Origin of the sequence: Planococcus sp. ANT_H30 (assembly GCF_008369335.1) — a bacterium.
GTDB classification, from domain to species: Bacteria; Bacillota; Bacilli; order Bacillales_A; family Planococcaceae; genus Planococcus; species Planococcus kocurii.
On the sequence record NZ_VOBJ01000001.1, the window covers coordinates 413,771 to 433,947 of the forward strand.

Genomic DNA, 20,177 nt, shown 5'->3' on the forward strand with positions numbered 1-20,177 from the left:
CAGTATCACCAAATTTTAGGATAAAATAAAAAATTCATCCTTCTATTAAACGTAAAAGACGCCTTCCACGTCCGGAAGGCGTCTTTCTATATTACACAAAGGGGATGGGAGAAATGTTCACGCTCAAACAAAGGGGTGTATGTTTGTATGTGATTTATTTCACAAGATTATCTTATCATGGAATAATAGTTAAATCAATATTTCACAAGCGATTTCACAAACTTGTCATATTTGTAGTCACAATGAAATCTTCAATCCACCCGCTTGTTATTCTTAAATAATATTAAAAAGAAGCAACCTCATGAGGGCTGCCTCTTTTTAAAGCTTTATTTATTCAGCAATAATTTTTCGAGTTCGTTTAATTTTTCTTCAAATACCATGCAAGCTTCTTTAACAGCTTTCGATTGGGTCATGTCAACACCGGCTTTTTTCAGCACTTCTATTGGGTAATCTGAGCTTCCTGCCTTGAGGAATTCATTGATATAGCGGTCCACTGCAGGTTGCCCTTCTTCTAGAATGCCTTTGCTCAATGCTGTAGCTGCACTAAATCCAGTGGCGTATTGAAAAACATAATAATTATAGTAAAAGTGTGGAATGCGTGCCCACTCCAACCCAATTTCTTCATCAGCCGCGACGTCAGGCCCATAATATTTTTGATTTAGCTCGTAATAAACTTCTGTTAAGCGATCTGCAGTCAATGCTTCACGGTCTTGGTCCATTTTGTGGATCATATGTTCAAACTCGGCAAACATCGTTTGACGGAATACAGTGCCACGGAAGCCATCAAGCCAATTATTCAATAAGTAAATACGTTCCTGGTCATCATCCGTTGCATCGACCATGTATTCATTCAATAAAGCCTCGTTTGTTGTAGAAGCCACTTCTGCGACAAAAATCGAATAATCCCCGTAAACATAAGGCTGATTTTTGCGTGAATAATAACTATGGACACTGTGGCCAAATTCATGCGCCAGCGTAAACAAATTATTCACATTATCTTGCCAGTTCATCAAAATATACGGATTGGTTCCATATGCTCCTGATGAATAAGCTCCGCTGCGCTTGCCTTTGTTTTCTTTCACGTCTACCCAGCGGTTATCGATGCCTTCTTTGACAATTCCTACATACTCATCTCCTAGAGCTTCCAGCCCTTTTAGCATAACGCCTGTTGCTTTATCGTAAGGCATTTCCATCTTCACTTCTGGAACGAGTGGTGTATGCAGATCCCACATATGAACTTTGTCGAGTCCTAGTACTTCTTTACGCAAAGCAGAATAGCGATGCAATAAGTGAAGATTGTCATTGACCGTTTCAACCAAGTTATCGTAAACCGCTTCTGGAATATGGTCGTCAGCTAAAGCCGCTTGGCGAGCTGAATCGAATTTACGGATTCGCGCATTTACATTATCGCGTTTGATGTTACCTGATAAGGTAGATGCAAAGGTGTTCCGGAACTTGCCGTACGTCGCGTAAACCGCTTTAAAAGCATCTTCACGTACGCGGCGGTCGCTACTTTCTAAGAACCGAATATAATTGCCGTGTGTAATTTGAACTTGTTGGCCAGATTCATCTTCTATAACTGGGAATTCAAGGTCTGCATTGTTTAAGCTGCCAAATGTTTCGGAAGACGCTTGGGCGACTTCTGACATTTGAGCCATTAAAGATTCTTGTTCAGCCGGTAACACATGAGGACGCATCGAATTTAATTCTTTAAGTGCTTGCTTGTATAAACTCAATCCTTCATGGTTTGCGACATATTCATTTAAAGTCGATTCGTCTAGAGCTAAAATTTCAGGTGTTAAAAATGACAAACCTGCTGATACTTTTGCAAATAATGATTTGATTCGACTGTCTAGTGCTTGGTATTTTGAATTGGTCGTATCTTGATCGTAACGCATGTGCGAGTAAGTATAAAGACGTCTCAAGCGCTCCGTCAACTCATCTTTATAAACCAACACCTCATAAAGAGATTCTGCACTTTGTTGTAGCTTTCCTTGATACGATTCTGCTTTATCGCTAAGAGCAGTAACCTCTTCAAACTCTTTTTCCCAAAGCTCATCACTCGCAAATATATCTTCCAATCGCCATGTCAATTCTGTTGGAACTTCTTCTCTTGTCAGAACTTTTTCAACCATTCTATTTCCTCCTCTATTCCATTCTTTCGGGAATCGAACTACACCTTATTTTCTCAATTTTCTCAAGTTTTTGCAATAGATATCATAGACGATATCCAAAAGATTGGCATTCTCCAGTTTTTTGTCTTTAAAAGCTACATATAGAGACAAATAATCTTCCATGATTAGCACGGCTTGTTGTGTTAGTGCAGGATTGGTTAAAGTCAATTTCCCTGAAGCTACCAACGCCGCTATTGAAATGCCTTTATCGTAAGCCACTACAACTTGTAATTGCCACAGTATAGCAGGTTGCTTTATGCAGTCTGCACCCAATAAAGGAATTCCAACTAATTTCGGAACATTCATCACATCTACTCGCAATTCATAGCACAGCCGACAAAATACATTTTTAATCCGATTTTCGGCATATAACTGATTGCGGATATATTTCTTTTTCACCTGGTAAAAAACTTCCATGACCACTTTGAATTCCTCTTTTGATAACGACTTCGGCAATGCGAAAGGAAAAATCTGTTTAGTCGCTTGAAGTGACTTAGTTTTCCCTACCCACCGGTTCGGACCCACATAAAACAAATTAGACTGATAATAAAATTGGTTATTCGGCGGATAAAACAAAAGAATAAAAGAAACCTGACCTGCACTTTGTCGCATTGCAAGTTCGTCTGATTTTATCCGAAGCAGTCCAATTTCTTCTTGGCAAGGCTCTTTTAAGCCTTTAATCCAGATAGGCTGAATACCGATTGTTAGGTAACCTTTAGAGCGTTGCACAAGCTGCGAGACAGGTATTGAACTACATTGGAATTCAATAGCATAATGGCTATCGACTAAAAGATCCGCACGCTGGCGAATCGGGGGTAAGTATTGTTCTAGTTCAACGTTGAATTTTAACTGTTGGAAGAAGTGATAAAGCAGAAGTTTACCATGAAGATGTAAAGAGGATTCAGGTTCGCCGGAATGGTCGCAGTCTGAAAGAGTTTTGTGTGCAAAATGAGGAATATTAATTTGTCCAATTTTCAACAGCAGCGAGGCTTGACAGGAGGGGCAATAAAACTGTTCTTGCAAACGAATTTCCTGCAATTCTTGTCGTGTATGCTTGCCGGTTAAATAAAATAATTCCTGGCGCTTGGTTTTGGCCACTAATATAGTAATCACTCTCCTTTTATTCAGTTTATGAAATTAACAGGAGTTTGGCAACAAAAAAAAAGATCTCCTTCTCAGGAAATCTTAGCCGAAATAGTGAAGCACATTTGAAAGTGCATCCTCTGTAAAAATAGGTTTACCGTATTCTTCAAGACGGTGAATTGTGACAGGTGAAGTACGCAAATACTCTGCAATGATACTGACATTATTTTTGATGTCTTCTTGTGAATGAAGAATTTCATCGAAATTTGTATAAAGATAGTACTTGTTGTCGAAATGGTAGATAGCTGATGCAATCGGCACGTACATTAAGCGCCTTGCAATCGGTAGCAATTCTTCCACTTCTGAGAAGACAAATGTATATTCAAGTTTCTTAACATCAGGTTCTTCAAAAACTGGCTCGAATTCATCAAATTCTGGAGCAGCTGCATCTTCGCTTGCAAACATTTTTCGACGTTCCTCTATATCATCAGGCAAGTCGAGTTTTTGCCCATCTTTAGTTAATTGAGCGCGTGTCACAGTCACTTCAAGACCTTTGTCCATAGCCTGGACTTGGATCCACAGTGGACCTTCCATTACGAAATCGGCCTCTTCGTTGACTTCATCCATCATTTCCCAAAAAAGCTCTTCACTTTTATCTCTGTTAAACCAGATTTCGTCACGGCTAAACCCTCGCTCTTCAACGTCGAGATAGGAAATGTAAAATTTAACTGTGTTGTCGTTTATGCGTTCTATTTCCATTTTACACCTCTCCTTTACGGTTTGGACTAAGAGAACATTCCTCAGAGCCGTGCTGTATTACTTTTAATAAGTATAACTTCTATTGCAGATAAAGAAAAAGTTTATGCCTATCTCTACTGGCAGTTGCAAGTACATAGAGTTTAATCTACTTAACTGATTTATGCAACTAATTTAGGATAAAGAAAAGCTGCCCGAAGATCTCTTATGAAATACCATAAAGACCGGGCAGCTAATGCATTTATTGTTAGTTCACCATACGCTGAGCTTCAAGCAACTGATAAGCTCTGACTTTACGTGGTAGGAATCGACGAATTTCATCTTCATTGTATCCTACTTGAAGGCGTTTTTCATCCATAATAATCGGACGACGCAACAAACCAGGATGCTCCTGAATTAACTCATACAAACGCTGAAGCGGTAAACTCTCAACATCTACATTTAATTTTTGGAATATTTTAGAACGAGTAGAGATGATTTCATCCGTACCGTCTTCAGTCATACGTAAGATTTCTTTAATTTCACTAATAGTTAGTGGCTCAGAGAAAATATTGCGTTCTGTATATGGAATGTCATGTTCCTCAAGCCATGCTTTTGCTTTTCTGCAAGATGTGCAGCTCGGAGAAGTAAATAGTGTAACCATCATAGTGGAGCACTTCCTTTCGGATTCATGAAAATTTTAGTGTATTTCTTTTTTCAATTTAGAATCATTATAGTTTAGAGGCTCTACATTCATTATACAACGATTGGAGCTATTTTAATAGTCTATCTCAATAAATAAATTAAAAAAGAAGCATTTCGTCACATTTTGACTATATTTTCTTTATACTTTGTAAGTTATATCTTAAATTTACCCTGTTTCATTTTGTCGTAAACTCCCAAATCAAAATATTTTATTCTCATTTACCATTTCTTTTTGAAAATGTCTTTCATACTTATATATTACGTTTCAGTCTGAAAAAGGTTTCATTTTAAGCTAGTTAATTTAATGAGTTATTTCTTGAATACATTTTTAAGGCGTATAATCTACCCCCTCGGAATAGGAATTTCCAGCGTTCCACAACAGAAACTCTTCTATTCCTTGATCATTGAGTGCTTTGATCTGAGCCTCTACTTCTACTTTTCCGTATCGCTTATAATTACCAGCGCCTAAGTAACTCGCTGTAAAGTCTTGAAGCCAAGGTCTTGAAACAGGTGCATTGTCTAAGCTTGCTAGCACTTGGTTTTCTACTTTCGCGTATTCTGTCACTAGTTGATAAGGTTCTAAGTCCGGTTTTGCGATTCCAAAATAAGAGGTCCAGTGACTCGGGTAAATCATGGATGAAATCACGTCGACATTTTCAGAGATCTTCGAAAAATTCTGACCGATACCTGGCGCTTCTGGCAAAGTAGCCGCATAGCCGAAAATGTCGACTGATACTTCTACTCCATAAGGTTGTAATTGTTCTTTAGCGTAAGCCACAAAGTCTGTCACGGCCTCGACTCTTCTTTGTATAGGGTCAGCAGCAGAATCTTCGTAATCACCGAGTGAATAAGTTAAGTCATTCGCCCGGTTCTCAAAACCTTCTGGGAAGCGGACATAGTCGAATTGGATTTCTTTGAATCCAAGCTTTGCTGCTTCGATGGCAATTTGAACATTATGATCCCATACTTCTTTTAGAAATGGATTCACAAACGATTCTCCGCGGTTATTTTTCCATACTTGATCTCCGTCCATAAATGTTAGTTCCGGTCTTTTTTCAGCTAAGACGGTATCTTTAAATACAACGACGCGGGCGATCGGATAGATCTCTTTTTTCTCTAATTTTTCTAGCATTGCTCGCGGATCTTTTATTAGGGCTTGTCCCATATCCAGTTTCGCCAAATCTGAACCTTCTTCAGGTATGTACGTTAAGTGGCCTAAGTCTTCTTTTATATCAATAACCATAGCGTTTAATTCTGTTTTATCCACAAGATTAATTAGCGAATCAAAGCGTTCTCCTCCAGCCGAATGGGCCGTTACAAAAATTCCTCGTACAGCATCTGGGTAAGTAAACTCCAGTCCAGAATCAAATTTGAATAGTTTGGATGATGCCAATACCTGAGAGTCAAGTTCAGCTGTTTCATAGGCACGCTGTGTAAAATTAGGCGTTTTATCTTCTTCATCTGCATATACATTTCCTATACTTACTAAACTAATGCTCACTGCACAAACGGTCATCCATTTCCACGTTTTCATCATTTGCTGCACTCCTTTTTCCATTATTGCATTAAGGCGACTAACGATGAGTACTGATAAAGAACGGTCTGCTCGTTAAAGTTTTTCTTTATCCATCGTTCTTCCATTCTATCATTTATTTGACTTATAAAATAAGGAAATTACGAGAATGGTGAATAGAGTTGTTATATATGAAGAAAAGAGTAATTAAAAAAACGATGCCCATAAGGACATCGTTTTTCTTTACTTCACTGCAGCTGCTTTTATAGACTCAAGTTCGCGCTCTGAACACTGAACAAAGTGGCCAGGACTGATTTCTCTCATCCGAACATCATCAGCTTTTGTGTATTCGTGTACAGCAGGATCATATGATTTACGTACCCGGTTGCGTTCATAGTTTGGATCTGGCAACGGAATCGCTGATAACAAGGATTGCGTGTATGGATGCAATGGATTCTTGTATAACTCTTCAGCAGGAGCTAGCTCTACTAATTTACCAAAATACATAACACCGATACGATCTGAAATGTATTTAACCATTGATAAATCATGCGCGATGAATAAGAATGTTAATCCTTTTTCAACTTGAAGTTCTTTCAGTAAGTTTACAACCTGCGCTTGAATTGAAACGTCTAGTGCAGAAATAGGCTCATCGGCAATGATAAAATCAGGATCTACCGCTAAAGCACGGGCAATTCCAAGACGCTGACGCTGTCCACCTGAGAATTCATGCGGATATCGGTTCGCGTGCTCTTTGTTCAAACCTACTGTTTCCAACAAGTCATAAACCATTTTTTTACGTTCTGTTGCATTTTTTGCTAAGCCATGAATATCGATGCCTTCAGCAATAATATCCATAACTTTCATACGCTGGTTTAACGAAGCATAAGGGTCTTGGAAAATCATTTGCATTTTACGGTTAAATTTCTTTAAATCTTGTTTTGATTTTTTCCCATGAACATTTTCACCTTCGTAGAAAACATCACCGTCTGTTGCATCATATAAACGGATGATCGAACGTCCAGTTGTGGATTTTCCACAGCCTGACTCTCCAACAAGTCCTAAAGTTTCGCCTTTGTAAATATCAAAGCTAATGTCATCTACTGCGCGGACTTCGTTTGCTTTACCGATATTGAAATACTGTTTTAGGTTTTTAATTTCGAGTAACTTTTCAGCCATTATACCGCGCCCCCTTCATAATATCTGCTTCCCGGGAATTTCTTCATGCGTTCAATAACGGTCAAAGGCGGTTCTACCTGAGGCGCATCTGGATGCAACAACCAAGTTGCAGCAGAGTGCGTATCACTGACTTTGAAGAATGGCGGATTTTGCTCCATATCGATTTTTAGTGCATATTCGCTCCGAAGAGCAAAAGCATCTCCTTTTGGTGGATCCAACAAATCAGGAGGCGTTCCTGGAATCGCATACAGCTTTGCATCTTCTGTATCGAGTGAAGGCATTGAACTCAACAAGCCCCATGTATATGGATGCTGCGGGTTATAGAAAATTTCATCCACTGTGCCGATTTCAACAATTTTCCCTCCGTACATAACGGCTACGCGATCGGCTACGTTGGCTACGACACCAAGATCGTGTGTAATGAAAATAATCGAAGTATCAATTTTCTTTTGTAAGTCTTTCATTAACTCTAATATTTGCGCTTGAATTGTCACATCCAGTGCAGTTGTGGGCTCATCCGCGATCAAAATTTTCGGGTTACAAGCTAATGAAATGGCGATCACGATCCGCTGGCGCTGTCCACCTGAGAATTGGTGAGGATATTGTTTCATCCGCAGTTCAGGTTTTGGCATGCCGACCAAACGCAACAAGTCGATCGCAACTTTTTTTGCTTCTGTCTTACTAATTTTCTGATGTTTTAACAAAGGCTCTGTTAACTGACGGCCAATTGGCATTGTCGGATTTAAAGAAGTCATTGGATCCTGGAAAATCATCGATATTTCTTTTCCACGGATTTTCTGCATCTCGCGATCACTCAATTTCGTTAAATCTTGACCTCCGAACAAAATTTCACCATTTTTAAATTCTGCTGATTGTTCTGGTAGCAAACGCATAATGGATTTTGTCGTAACAGATTTTCCTGAACCCGACTCTCCAACGATTGCTAAAGTTTCACCTTTATATAAATCAAAGTTGACCCCACGTATCGCTTTAACTTCCCCACCTTGGGTATTAAAGGAAAGTTCAAGGTCTTTTACTTGTAAAATTTTCTCCATTATAAACTTTCCTCCTTAATCTTTCATCTTCGGATCGAGGGCATCACGAAGTCCATCACCGATCAAGTTAAACGCAATCATAATCAAACTCAGCAAGATGGCCGGGAATGCTAAAATATGCGGCGCAAATTGGATTAACGCGTAACCATCATTGATTAATGTACCAAGCGAAGCATCTGGTGCTTGAAGACCTAGACCGATAAAGCTTAAGAAAGCTTCAAAGAAAATAGCACTTGGAATGGTGAACATTGTATTGATAATAATTACGCCCAAAACGTTTGGCATTAAATGCTTCCATATAATGCGACTATCGCTGGCACCTAAAGTACGGGCAGCCAAAACAAATTCCTGACTCTTATATTTAAGAACTTGCCCACGGACGACCCGGGACATTCCGGTCCATCCGGTTATGGTTAAGGCAATAATAATGGCCAGTATTCCGGGGTCCATAATTAAGATAAACAAGATAACAACAACTAAGTTCGGAATACCTGTCAGGATTTCGACAATCCGCTGCATGAAGTCATCCACACGCCCGCCGAAGTATCCTGAAACACCCCCGTAGATTACACCAATTAACATATCAATTGCTGCTGCTACAAAAGCAATGAACAAGGACACTTGAGTCCCTTTCCACACACGAGAAAACATATCGCGGCCAAGTCCATCTGTACCAAACCAATAATTGACTTCGACATTTTTCATTTCATACAGATCGACTTTTTGGCCACCCAAAGTTCCAACACCATTTAAAATCCCTAATTTTTCTATACCCGGAATTTTCGGCGGTAAGTTTGCATGAGTAATCGTTTGCGCATTAGGCTCATAAGGACTAATCACTGGTCCTAAAAAGGCCATGATTGCAATCAAACCAAAGAGAATTAGACTGAACAAAGCACCTTTGTTTTTCCGAATACGGTACCAAGCATCTTGCCAAAAACTAACGCTTGGTTTTGTAATGCGTTCAGCTTGCTTCGAATCTAATGTAATCCGCTCAAACGAACCTTGCGGCAGTTCTGGGATTTTATCAATTTTCTGAGTCATTAATTTTTACCTCCTGAAAGACGGATACGAGGGTCAATGACACCATACAAAATGTCTACCAATAGGATCACCACAATCAGGAATACTGAGAAGAAAATAGTAGTTCCCATAATGATGGAGAAATCGCTGACAATAATCGATTTAACAAATTGCTCCCCGATACCTGGAATTGCGAAAATTTGTTCAACAACAAGTGACCCCGTTAGAATAGCTACAGCCATCGGTCCTAAAACCGTAATCAATGGAATCAACGCATTACGAAACGCATGTTTAAATGCAATTTCTGATCCGCTTGCGCCTTTAGCTTTTGCTAATGTAATATAATCCGACCCAAGAACTTCAATCATTTCTGTCCGGATAAAACGTGCTGCTGTAGCAAGTGGGAACATCGCTAACGCGACAGAAGGCAGTACGCTGGACATAAAGCCATCTTTCCACAAAGCCACTGGGAACAGTCCCCATTTTAATCCGAACCAATATTGCAAGAGTGAAGCAAAAACAAAAGAAGGAATTGATATTCCGACAATCGCTATGAATGTGCTGGTGTAATCAACCCAAGTGTTTTGTCTTAAAGCGGCAACCATTCCCAAAAGTATTCCTAAAACGGTGCCAAGCAGCATGCCTTGGAAACCAATTTGAGCGGATGGACCCATTCGACTTAAAATGACATCTGTCACTTCTGCTCCTTTAAACTGGTTGATAGAAATTCCTAGATCTCCTTGTACGAGACCAAACATATAGTCAAAATACTGAACCGGGAGTGGTTTATCCAAACCATATCTAGCCTCTACAACTGCCCTTTGTTCTGGAGATAATTTATCTGCGGAAGCAACAGGGGAACCTGGTAAAATCTTAATTAAGAAAAAAGTGAATGTAGCAATTAATGCTAATGTGAGAAACATATAAATTAAACGCTTGCCAATATACTTCGCCATGGTGCACCTCCAAAAATAATTCTATTTGACAAATTCATCAAAAAACAATGAATTTGCAGCATTCATGATTTAGCAGAAAAGTGGTAATTTTCCGTCAATTACTTAGCATTAGAAAAGAGAGTATACCGATCCAAAATACGATATACTCTCTTTCTATTTTGTTTTCACAGTAGCGGGATTAAGTTATTATTTGCCCGAAATGTATGCCCATTTGTAAGAGAAATCTCCACCGAATGGGTGTTTAATAATGTCATTTACGTACGGTTGTTGTAGAGCCATTGCTCCGCGTTGGTAAAGTGGCGCGATAGCTGCATCATCTTCTAGAAGAATTTTTTCAGCTTTAGCCATTGCTTCCCAACGTGCAGCTGGGTCTGTTGCTAGTTCGCCTTTAGCTGATTCAACTAAAGCATCATACTCAGGGTTCGAGTAAGCCATTTTGTTTTGAGGAGATCCAGTAACGAACAAGTCGATGAATGTCATAGGATCCTGATAATCTGGTCCCCATCCAGCTGTTTGAATGTCATAGTCCTGAGCTTCATCAAGTTCTAAACGAACTCCAAAAGGTACTGCTTTAAGGTTGATTGTCAACCCTTCAAGATTTGTTTCAAGTTGGTTTTTCAAATAAGCGTCCATGTTTTTAGCAGTTTCAGTGTCGCCACCCAAGATTTCAAGTGTCACTTCTTCCACTCCTAATTCTTCAAGACCAGTAGCCCAAAGTTTTGCAGCTTCTTCAGCATCGAATTCAATTAGGTCGCCATTAACTTCACGGAAGTCCGCTTTGTTTTCATCAAAAGCAAACTCAGTTGGCACTAAGAATGTTGCTGGTAGTGAACCGTTAGCCAATACTACGTCAACTAGATCTTGCTTGTTAAAGCCTGACGCGATTGCTTTACGGATATTTACGTTTGCAAGAGCATTTTTCTCGCCCTTACGTTCTTGGTTCAGTTTGAAGTAGAAAACAGTTGGTTCCAAATCAGTTACTAAGTTTTCGTCATTTGCGTATTGCATTGCAAATTCACCGCTCAACGCAGCACGATCTTTTTCACCAGAGTTGTAAAGGTTAACTGAAGTAGCAGGTTCTTTTACTACGTCCCAGTTGATTGTTTCAAGTTTAACTGTTTCAGCATCCCAATATTCAGGGTTTTTCTGCATTTTCCAAGTTAAACCAGTTCCGTCCCAATCAGTCAATGTGAATGGTCCGTTGAAGATCAAGTTATCAGAGTTAGAAGCGTAAGCGTCACCTTTTTCAGTTACGAAAGCTTCGTTCTGTGGATAGAAAGTTGGGAAAGACATTAATGACATAAAGTAAGGTACTGGACGTTCAAGCTTTACTTCAAGCGTGTTGTCGTCTACAGCCGTAACTCCAAGTTCAGTTGGTTCCATTTTTCCTTCAGCAATATCAGTAGCATTTAAAATTGATCCGCCCATCATGTATGCTCCGTATGGAGATCCTGTAGCAGGGTCAATTGAACGTTGCCAAGAGTAGACAAAATCTTTAGCAGTAACAGGTGTTCCATCTGACCAGTTTGAGTCACGCAATTTAAATGTATAAGTTAGTCCATCTTCGCTGACTTCAGGCTCGCCATCCGCAAGTGCTGGTTCAGCTACGCTTTCTTGATTTAAACGGAATAGACCTTCGTTAACATTGTTGAAAATGTTAAACGCAACTGCATCTTCAGCTAATGAAAGATCCATTGTTGGAATTTCTGCGCTTTCCATTAAGTTCAATACTTGCTCTGAGTCTAATTCCCCAGCTGTCTCTTTGTCATCTGGTTTGTCAGTTCCAGTTTCTTTTTCATCGCCGCCACCACACGCTGCTAGAAAAGCACTTAGAACTAAAACTAGGCTTAGTAGCCAAAAAATCTTACTGTTTTTCACTAAATTGACCCCCTCGAATTTTCTGAAAACTTGGTACACTCTTAATTATACATACATATTTTTTCTTGTACAGAACTTTTTTGCTAATTTTTACACTCTTGTAACAATTGCGTTACATTGATATTACAAGAAACCTTGAGAATGTTGGATTTGTAAGCGTTTACGCAGTCTACGATAAACAAAAAATATTTTGATTTTTTTTAGAATTTCTTCTACAATTGGTAAGAATCGAGGTGCCAATTTTGAAAAAATTGTTTTTTTCTATCGTAATTATTCAAGTATTGATTTTAATTACTGCTTTTTTTAGGACTGATCATGTCACGTTGTTGTCGTATATTAATAATTCATTTGTTTACGGCGGCATTTTATTGTTTTTGGGTTCTTGGGTTTTTGTCGTTCGAACAGGTGTGTTTGATATATTCACTATAAGTATGAGAAAGGCTTTCAAGCTAAAATCGACTCTTGAAGATGATGAGATGCGGCCGCCTTCTGAAGTGATTGCTTTTTCCAGTTCGTATCTGCTCCTTACTGGCACGATCACCTTGCTGATCATGATGGTTTGCCTAGTAATTTATAGCCTTTAGTATTGCTTCCTAAATTGGTTATGTATTATAATAATAGGATATAAAATGAGCCATGAAAAAGAAGAGTAAATGCAGTTCCTTCTATAAGAGAGTCTGTGGTTGGTGAAAACAGATGGAGTGCTGCATCGAATGGACTTTTGAGCTGAATCGGTGAATAGGTAGTAGCTGATTCCGTGTTCTTCACGTTATGAAGAAGAGTGGCCGGTGACGGCAACTAGGGTGGTACCGCGGAAAACACATCATTCGTCCCTTTTTTAGGGGATGTGTGCTGTGTTTTTTACTTTGAGGAGGAATAATAATGACCAAGAAGAAAATTTTTTCAGGCGTTCAGCCTACTGGTACGGTAACACTCGGAAATTACATAGGTGCGTTTAAACAGTTTACTGAGCTGCAAGATGAATATGATTGTATTTTTTGTATTGTTGATCAACACGCCATTACAATGCCTCAAGATCGACTAGCGTTACGTAAAAATATTAAGGCGTTGGCGGCACTTTATCTAGCCGTTGGAATTGATCCCGAAAAAGTAACTTTGTTTATTCAATCGGAAGTTCCAGCGCATGCACAAGCCGGATGGATGTTACAATGTGTTTCAACCATCGGAGAACTAGAACGCATGACACAATATAAAGACAAATCGGCGAAAAATGCTTCTGTTTTGGCAGGATTGTTAACGTATCCGCCATTGATGGCAGCCGATATTCTTTTGTATCAAACTGATATTGTACCTGTTGGCGATGATCAAAAACAGCATATTGAATTGACGCGTGATTTAGCAGAGAGATTTAACCGGAAGTACAACGATGTCTTTACTATGCCTGATATACGTACTCCTAAAAATGGCGCACGTATTATGTCCTTGCAAGACCCTACAAAGAAAATGAGTAAATCTGATCCCAACAAAAAAGCAATGATCACTTTGCTTGATGACTTGAAAACAATTGAAAAGAAAATTAAGAGTGCTGTCACTGATTCAGAAGGAATTGTTCGCTACGACCCAATCAATAAGCCTGGTGTTGCCAACCTTTTAACAATCGAAGCTGCGTTAACTGGCGAAAGTATCGATGATTTGGTGACAAAGTACGAAGGGGCGGGGTATGGAGATTTTAAATCTTCCGTTGCACAAGCTGTTATCAAACATTTAGCTCCTATTCAGGAACGTTATGCCTTACTTCTTGATTCTGACGAATTAGATACCATTCTTGACGCAGGTGCCCAAAAAGCTAATTTCCTAGCCACTAAAACCTTAACGAAGATGGAAAATGCTATGGGTCTTGGACGTAAAAGAAAATAAAAAAAGAGCTGCAAAATCGCAGCTCTTTTTTATTTGGTTATTATTCTGCTGTAATTGCTTTTTCTTCACTCACAGCAAGATCAGACAAGTAAATGCCAGTTCCATCACCGATTGCATAATTCAATACGCGATTGTTAACCGGGCTAAGTAATGCGCGATATAGAGTCGGGAATACCGGCACTTCATCAACCATCAACTGCTGCCACTCTTTGTATACGTCTTGACGGTATGTTAAATCGAATGCTTCTGGTGAACGGCCTTCTTTTAAAAGACGCTCGTTGTCTTCGTTTTCCCAGCGAGCAAAATTGTATAGAGCTTCAGCTCCGTAAAGACCTGAAGGATCTACGTCAATTCCAACTCCCCAAGCTGCTTGGTAGACATCTACTTCTGGATCGTCTTCTCCGCCGTTACCAACACGGTCGTAGAATGTATTAAACTCAAGCATTTCCAAGTTTACCTTTAATCCAACTTTTTCCCATGATTGTACATAGTATTGAGCTAATGGCTCAGCAGTGTCTCCACCCGTCATCGAAATAAAGTTGATTTCAAGTGGTTTGCCTTCCGGATCTTCACGGAATCCATCATCATCCGTATCAACATATCCTGCATCATCCAAAAGCTTCATTGCGGCTTCAGGATCATACGCTCTGCCTTCGTTTTTATCGTCATGGAATTCAGGATGCGACGGTGGAATCAATGTTGTTGCATTCCAACGTAATCCATTATAGAAACGCTCGCCAACTGCCGTGTTGTCTACAGCATGCCACATTGCTTGACGAAGTTCGACATCGCCCATTTTCGCATCTGGGTTAGGCGCTACTACGTTTTTCTCTGCATCCCATGTTCCAAGTTTAAAGCCAATATACGTATAAGCACGATCAATCGTACCTAAGTATTCAACGTTAGACATTTCAGCATTGTCCGGGAATTGATCTACTGGGAAATCACTGATCAAGTCAACGCCACCCGTTTCCAATTCTTGAACAACTGTTGAACTGCTAATTACTTTGATTGTCACGCCATCAAGTTTTGGTGCTCCGCGCCAGTAGTCTTCGTTTTTAGTAAGCGTTACAGACTCACCAGGTACGATGCTGTCTACTTTAAACGGTCCAAAACCAATTGGGTTTTGACGAACTTCTGGTGAAGATGAAATATCTGCTACTGCCATGTCGCCAAAAATGTGCTTCGCTAGTGGATATGACCAAATGCTTCCTGTTAATAGAGAAGGTGTTGATTCGATGTACGTAATTTTCAATGTTTTCTCATCAACTACTTCAATGCCTGAAATCGTATCAGCTTTTCCGCTGTTATACTCTTCCATTCCTTCAATGTTCGTGAAATCAGAGTTGTAGCGAGGACCGTCGTAATCTTTGTTACCGATTACTTCGTGCGCAAACTGCCAGTCTTCAGCAGTTACAGGCTCGCCGTCGTGCCAGTTGACATTATCGCCGATTTTGAATGTAAATGTGCGTTCATCTTCTGAAATTTCATATGTCGCAGCTCCATCATTTGTATACACGTAGTTTTCATCCCACGTTAACAAGCCTTCATCAAACCAGTTTAAAATTTCTGCATCTGGTGCACCAGAGTAGAAGTTCCAGTTTAACGTTCCTTCAAATACCGTATCGGATACTAAACCAAATGTAATCGTTCCACCATCAATGGCTTCGCCTTCATTGGTTTTAACATTGCTAAAATCTTCTATTGAATACATGCCGTCTTTCTTTTTATCTCCGTCTTCAGCGCCTTTGTCGTCGCCGTCTTTCGCTTTATCGTCACCGTTACAAGCTGCCAAAATTAGGACAAAAGATATGATTAAAAAGAGTAAAAACTTAGACCTGTTATTCTTCCCCATTCTTTATTTCCCCCTCTAGTTTTAAATGAAATAATTGCTGTATACTGAATTGTTCTAGCCGCAGTTCAATTTCTCCCCCTTCTCCCCCTATTTTGTTACCCTCTTCGCTGCCGGGCATCGGTAGCGCGTTTTAACGCTTGCCCAACATTATTTATACTAAGCATCAATACTAAAATTAGAATTGATGCAGGTAACCAAATCCACCATCTCAGCTCCAGCGTTTGAGGATTTCGTGCGTAACTAATCAACGTCCCCAGACTTGGAGTTGACTCTGGAAAACCGAATCCTAAAAAGGACAATCCAGATTCAATTCCGATATTTGCCGCTAAGTTTAACGTCATCGTCACGATGATGATCGAACTTAGGTTTGGTAACACTTGGAAAAACATAATTTTAAAATCGGACGTCCCTAATGTTTTAGAGGCTTTTACGTAATCCAACTCTTTTTCCTGTAATGCTTTAGACCGAATTAGACGGGCGATTCCCATCCATAAGAAAGCCGTCATGATTAATGAAAACGATACAATGCTATAACCAGGGACAGCCGTAACAAAAGCGATGACAATCATGAGCGTTGGCAAGACCATGAAAAAGTCGACAAAACGCATGAAAACATTATCAACAGTGCCTCCGTAGTACCCGGAGATCAGTCCGACCAATATGCCGATAATTCCTGTCAATAACGTAACGATGATTCCAATAGCCAGAGAGTTACGCGTCCCAATAATCAATTGACCAAAAATATCTCGTCCGCCGTAATCGGTGCCGAGCCAATACATCTCAGATGGCGCTTCATAAAGAGCAAACAAGTCCACTTTAATGATTTCAGCTTGATCCAAAATAATGGATGTCCCGAATACGCCAGCAACAATTAGAAATAAAAACAATAAAGAAACAAAAGCTACTTTATCTCGTATTAATTCTCTTAGCAATATACTAAATCCAGATGGGCTTTTACCGAGATCCAAATCTGGAATTTGTGTTCCAACGTCTTTATCAAGTCTCATAGTTACACCTCAAAATTATCATTTATTATTTAATCCGGATACGTGGATCTACTAAACTTAAGATGATATCTGATAATAACGCACCAATAATTGCGGCAAGTCCGAATAACAGAACAAGGGCTGTCATGACGCTATAATCACGCAAACTAATAGAAGATAGGAATAACTCACCCATTCCTGGATAGCCAAAAATGTTTTCGATGAATATGGTTCCCCCAATCAATCCTGTGATTTCGTATCCAAAGAATGCTGCAATTGGAAGCAACGAGTTACGAAGTACATGGCGGTTATAAACCCGTGATTCAGATGCCCCTTTAGCGCGAGCTGTTACGATAAAATCTTTTTGTTTCGTATCAATAATCTCACTTCGTAAGTACTGAACGGTAGATACGGTAGTAATTAAAGCCATCGATAATGCCGGTAATAATAAATGATTTACTTTACTGATGAAATAGGCAAAGGTTCCTGGTTCTGTACCAGGTGCGACACTGCCGCTTGTCGGGAACCAACCAAGTTGGAAACCAAAAATGAACAACATCACTAATGCGAAAATGAATAAGGGTGCTGCAAAGCCAATGTACGTATAACCTGTAATCGCACGGTCCAACCACGTGTCATTAAAACGGCCACTAATGATTCCAAGAGGAATAGCGATCAAATACGTTAAAATCAATGTTGCTAAAGACAACCACAACGTATTAATCATTCGCCCGCCAATTAATTCAGATACTGGCATTTTAAAGCGGAATGATTGACCAAAATCACCTTGTAAGACTCCTTTAATCCAGTCGATGTACTGCACATACCAAGGATTGTTTAACCCGAGACGTTCACGCATTGCCTCGATAGTAGCGGGATCAATACTTGGGTCGATCAATCCTGTTAATGCATCTCCTGGCATGGCTTGAGCTAAAATAAAGACCAATAAACTTAATACAATTATTTGCGGGATAGTGATCAGTGTTCTGCGAACAATTAATTTCCACATACCATTCAACCTCTCTCAGCTAACGCTACTTGGTGGGTAGCTGAAATTGATTTTAACGAGTAAGGCAAACCTTCTTCATCAAAAAAGTCTTTTTCCAGCCGGTCATATTCAGCTTTTACCAACTTACGATTTTCATAGTGCATATCTCGATTGCGTGGATTACTATCTGGAATAGCTGCTATTAAACGCTTCGTATAAATATGCTGTGGATTGGTAAAAATTTCTTCTGCTGTGCCATTCTCAACATATCTCCCTTTATACATAATGCCAATATGGTCACACATATGGCGAATGATTCCTAAATCATGACTAATAAATAAATACGTTAAATTTAGTTCTTTTTGGATTTCACGCATAAAGTTTAATACTTGAGCTTGGACCGATACATCTAATGCAGAAACAGGTTCATCAGCAATAATCAATTTGGGATTTAAGGCAATTGCCCGGGCAATACCGATTCGTTGACGCTGCCCTCCAGAAAATTCGTGAGGATACTTGTAAATAGCCTCTGGACTAAGTCCTACTAATTCCATCAGTTCTTGCACACGCATCCGTTCTTCTTTTGCAGATAATTTTTCATAGTTGCGGAGTGGTTCAGCTACTATATCTGCGACTCTTTTTTTTGGATTGAGCGATGAGAAAGGATCCTGAAAAATCATTTGAATATCTTTTCGCACATCAATGTACTCTTTTTTGCTAACTGTCGCCAAGTCTCTACCTTCAAACAGAACTTTTCCTGAAGTAATGTCATTTAATCCGATAATGGCACGACCGGTCGTTGTCTTTCCAGACCCCGATTCTCCAACAAGTCCATAAGTTTGACCTTGTTCAATCGAGAACGATACGCCATCTACTGCACGGACATGATCTTGTACCGTTTGAAAGACACCGCCACGAACAGGAAAGTGAACTTTTAAATTTTCAACTTCAATTAGCGACATAATTGTGTTCCTCCTCGACTTTTTCTGGAAAGTAGAAATCCTTGTAGCACGTACAGCGCACAAAGTGGCCTGTGCTTATCTCATGGAGTTCAGGTGAAGCCTCATGAGAAGAATCATCAATCCATGGGATACGAGAAGCAAAGCGACAGCCAGTTCTCGGTAACTTTTGTAAGGAAGGAACCACACCTTGAATAACATGAAGATCTGATTTCACTTCTGATAATGTTGGAATCGAATTTAATAATGACCGTGTGTACGGATGCTTCGGGTTTTCCATTAAGGTATAGATATCAGCGATTTCTACGATTTGTCCGGCATACATAACAGCGACTCTGTCGGCCATTTCAGCGACTACACCTAAATCATGCGTGATCAGAATAATGCCAGCATGAATGGTCTCTTTTAGTTCTTTAATCAAATCCAAAATTTGAGATTGAATGGTTACGTCTAGCGCAGTTGTCGGTTCATCAGCAATCAGCAACTCAGGCTGATTGGAGATGGCCATGGCGATCACAATGCGTTGACGCATACCACCTGACAATTCGTGTGGATACTGATGATATGTTTTTTCTGGTCGCGGAATGCCGACTTGGTTTAATAGATTGATCACTTGTTTTTTCCTCAAACTCTTTGAGCTTTTCGGATTGTGAAGGAATATCGCTTCATCAATCTGAGCGCCCACTACCATAAGTGGATTTAGCGCCGACAGAGCATCTTGAAAAATCATCCCCATTTCGCTGCCTCGCAACTTTTTCATTTGAGCCGGATTTGCCGTTACTAAGTTATTTCCTTTATAATTGATTTGGCCTTCTATTTGGGCTCTTGTATGAAGACCCATAATGGAGAACGCAAATGCACTTTTTCCGGAGCCAGATTCCCCCACAATTGCCAGCACTTCATTTTTTTTAACATTCAAGGAAACATCATCAACTGCAGCATAATAATTATCTTTAATTCTAAAGGACGTTTTTAGATTTTTGATTTCAAGCAAAACTTCATTCACATTTATCCTCCTCAAAATAAAGCGTTCTACCATTTCTTTTAACGTCTCACATTCTTCATACCTTAGTAGTTTAAATATTCAGACTTAAACAGATAAAAAATGCCTTCAAATCGACGTTTGTCTTTCTGTTAATAATTGAGTTTACATCTTTTTTTCATTATATTTAGAATAGCACAATAACTTAAGGTGTCGAGAGGTTTTTTC

General features: G+C 39.6%; 17 protein-coding genes and 1 other annotated feature. Of the genes, 2 read left to right on the forward strand and 15 right to left on the reverse strand.

All coding sequences use genetic code 11. The features are described from left to right. Nucleotides 1-326: 326 nt before the first annotated feature. The 10 genes from pepF to FQ085_RS02125 form a co-directional block, all read right to left on the reverse strand. Entirely contained in the window at nt 327-2,135 is a 1,809-nt protein-coding gene (gene pepF, locus FQ085_RS02080; RefSeq protein ID WP_149455791.1) for an oligoendopeptidase F, read from the reverse strand. Nucleotides 2,136-2,180: 45 nt separating this feature from the next. Beyond that, the gene (locus tag FQ085_RS02085) at nt 2,181-3,287 is read right to left on the reverse strand and encodes a competence protein CoiA (RefSeq protein WP_262499734.1); all 1,107 of its coding nucleotides are present in this window, start codon (nt 3,285-3,287) and stop codon (nt 2,181-2,183) included. A gap of 72 nt (nt 3,288-3,359) precedes the next feature. Further along, nucleotides 3,360-4,016: an adaptor protein MecA gene (gene mecA / locus FQ085_RS02090; protein ID WP_058384745.1), complete on the reverse strand. Its 657-nt coding sequence runs from the start codon at nt 4,014-4,016 to the stop codon at nt 3,360-3,362. 244 nt (nt 4,017-4,260) lie between these two features. Further along, complete coding sequence (gene spxA / locus FQ085_RS02095) at nt 4,261-4,656, reverse strand: transcriptional regulator SpxA (RefSeq protein WP_008429739.1); 396 nt, start codon at nt 4,654-4,656, stop codon at nt 4,261-4,263. A gap of 369 nt (nt 4,657-5,025) precedes the next feature. Next, nucleotides 5,026-6,234: a putative glycoside hydrolase gene (locus FQ085_RS02100; protein ID WP_149455792.1), complete on the reverse strand. Its 1,209-nt coding sequence runs from the start codon at nt 6,232-6,234 to the stop codon at nt 5,026-5,028. A 219-nt stretch (nt 6,235-6,453) separates the two neighbouring features. Continuing rightward, nucleotides 6,454-7,389, reverse strand: coding sequence for an ABC transporter ATP-binding protein (locus tag FQ085_RS02105; protein WP_149455793.1), 936 nt, complete (start codon nt 7,387-7,389; stop codon nt 6,454-6,456). After that, nucleotides 7,389-8,444 (reverse strand): ABC transporter ATP-binding protein, encoded by a 1,056-nt coding sequence (locus FQ085_RS02110; protein ID WP_058384743.1) that lies wholly within the window; start codon nt 8,442-8,444, stop codon nt 7,389-7,391. Before FQ085_RS02110 ends, FQ085_RS02105 begins: the two co-directional genes overlap by 1 nt. Nucleotides 8,445-8,459: 15 nt before the next feature. Then, on the reverse strand, nt 8,460-9,488 hold the full coding sequence (opp3C, locus tag FQ085_RS02115; protein ID WP_058384742.1) for an oligopeptide ABC transporter permease: 1,029 nt from the start codon (nt 9,486-9,488) through the stop codon (nt 8,460-8,462). After that, complete coding sequence (gene opp3b, locus FQ085_RS02120; protein ID WP_058384741.1) at nt 9,488-10,423, reverse strand: oligopeptide ABC transporter permease; 936 nt, start codon at nt 10,421-10,423, stop codon at nt 9,488-9,490. Before opp3b ends, opp3C begins: the two co-directional genes overlap by 1 nt. Nucleotides 10,424-10,609: 186 nt before the next feature. Continuing rightward, nucleotides 10,610-12,301 carry a peptide ABC transporter substrate-binding protein gene (locus FQ085_RS02125; protein WP_058384740.1) on the reverse strand — a complete coding sequence of 564 codons (1,692 nt, stop codon included), beginning with the start codon at nt 12,299-12,301 and terminating at the stop codon, nt 10,610-10,612. Between the two features lie 233 nt (nt 12,302-12,534). Between FQ085_RS02125 and FQ085_RS02130 the strand changes: the two genes are divergently transcribed. Continuing rightward, a complete protein-coding gene (locus FQ085_RS02130) occupies nt 12,535-12,885 on the forward strand; it encodes a DUF3899 domain-containing protein (protein ID WP_245830173.1) in 351 nt (116 codons plus the stop codon). A 43-nt stretch (nt 12,886-12,928) separates the two neighbouring features. Continuing rightward, nucleotides 12,929-13,139 (forward strand) — a binding site (T-box leader). 44 nt (nt 13,140-13,183) lie between these two features. Beyond that, nucleotides 13,184-14,179, forward strand: coding sequence for a tryptophan--tRNA ligase (gene trpS, locus FQ085_RS02135; RefSeq protein WP_058384738.1), 996 nt, complete (start codon nt 13,184-13,186; stop codon nt 14,177-14,179). A gap of 40 nt (nt 14,180-14,219) precedes the next feature. Here trpS and opp4A read toward each other — a convergent pair whose 3' ends face one another. From opp4A to FQ085_RS02160, 5 genes are all read right to left on the reverse strand, one after another. Continuing rightward, nucleotides 14,220-16,034, reverse strand: a complete 1,815-nt coding sequence (gene opp4A / locus FQ085_RS02140) for an oligopeptide ABC transporter substrate-binding protein (RefSeq protein WP_058384737.1) — start codon at nt 16,032-16,034, stop codon at nt 14,220-14,222. 95 nt (nt 16,035-16,129) lie between these two features. Beyond that, nucleotides 16,130-17,041: an ABC transporter permease gene (locus FQ085_RS02145; protein ID WP_058384736.1), complete on the reverse strand. Its 912-nt coding sequence runs from the start codon at nt 17,039-17,041 to the stop codon at nt 16,130-16,132. A 25-nt stretch (nt 17,042-17,066) separates the two neighbouring features. Beyond that, a complete protein-coding gene (opp4B, locus tag FQ085_RS02150) occupies nt 17,067-18,029 on the reverse strand; it encodes an oligopeptide ABC transporter permease (RefSeq protein WP_058384735.1) in 963 nt (320 codons plus the stop codon). 5 nt (nt 18,030-18,034) lie between these two features. Beyond that, the gene (locus FQ085_RS02155; protein ID WP_058384734.1) at nt 18,035-18,970 is read right to left on the reverse strand and encodes an ABC transporter ATP-binding protein; all 936 of its coding nucleotides are present in this window, start codon (nt 18,968-18,970) and stop codon (nt 18,035-18,037) included. After that, on the reverse strand, nt 18,957-19,973 hold the full coding sequence (locus FQ085_RS02160) for an ABC transporter ATP-binding protein (RefSeq protein WP_058384733.1): 1,017 nt from the start codon (nt 19,971-19,973) through the stop codon (nt 18,957-18,959). The genes FQ085_RS02155 and FQ085_RS02160 overlap by 14 nt, the downstream gene beginning before the upstream one ends. Nucleotides 19,974-20,177: the final 204 nt, after the last annotated feature.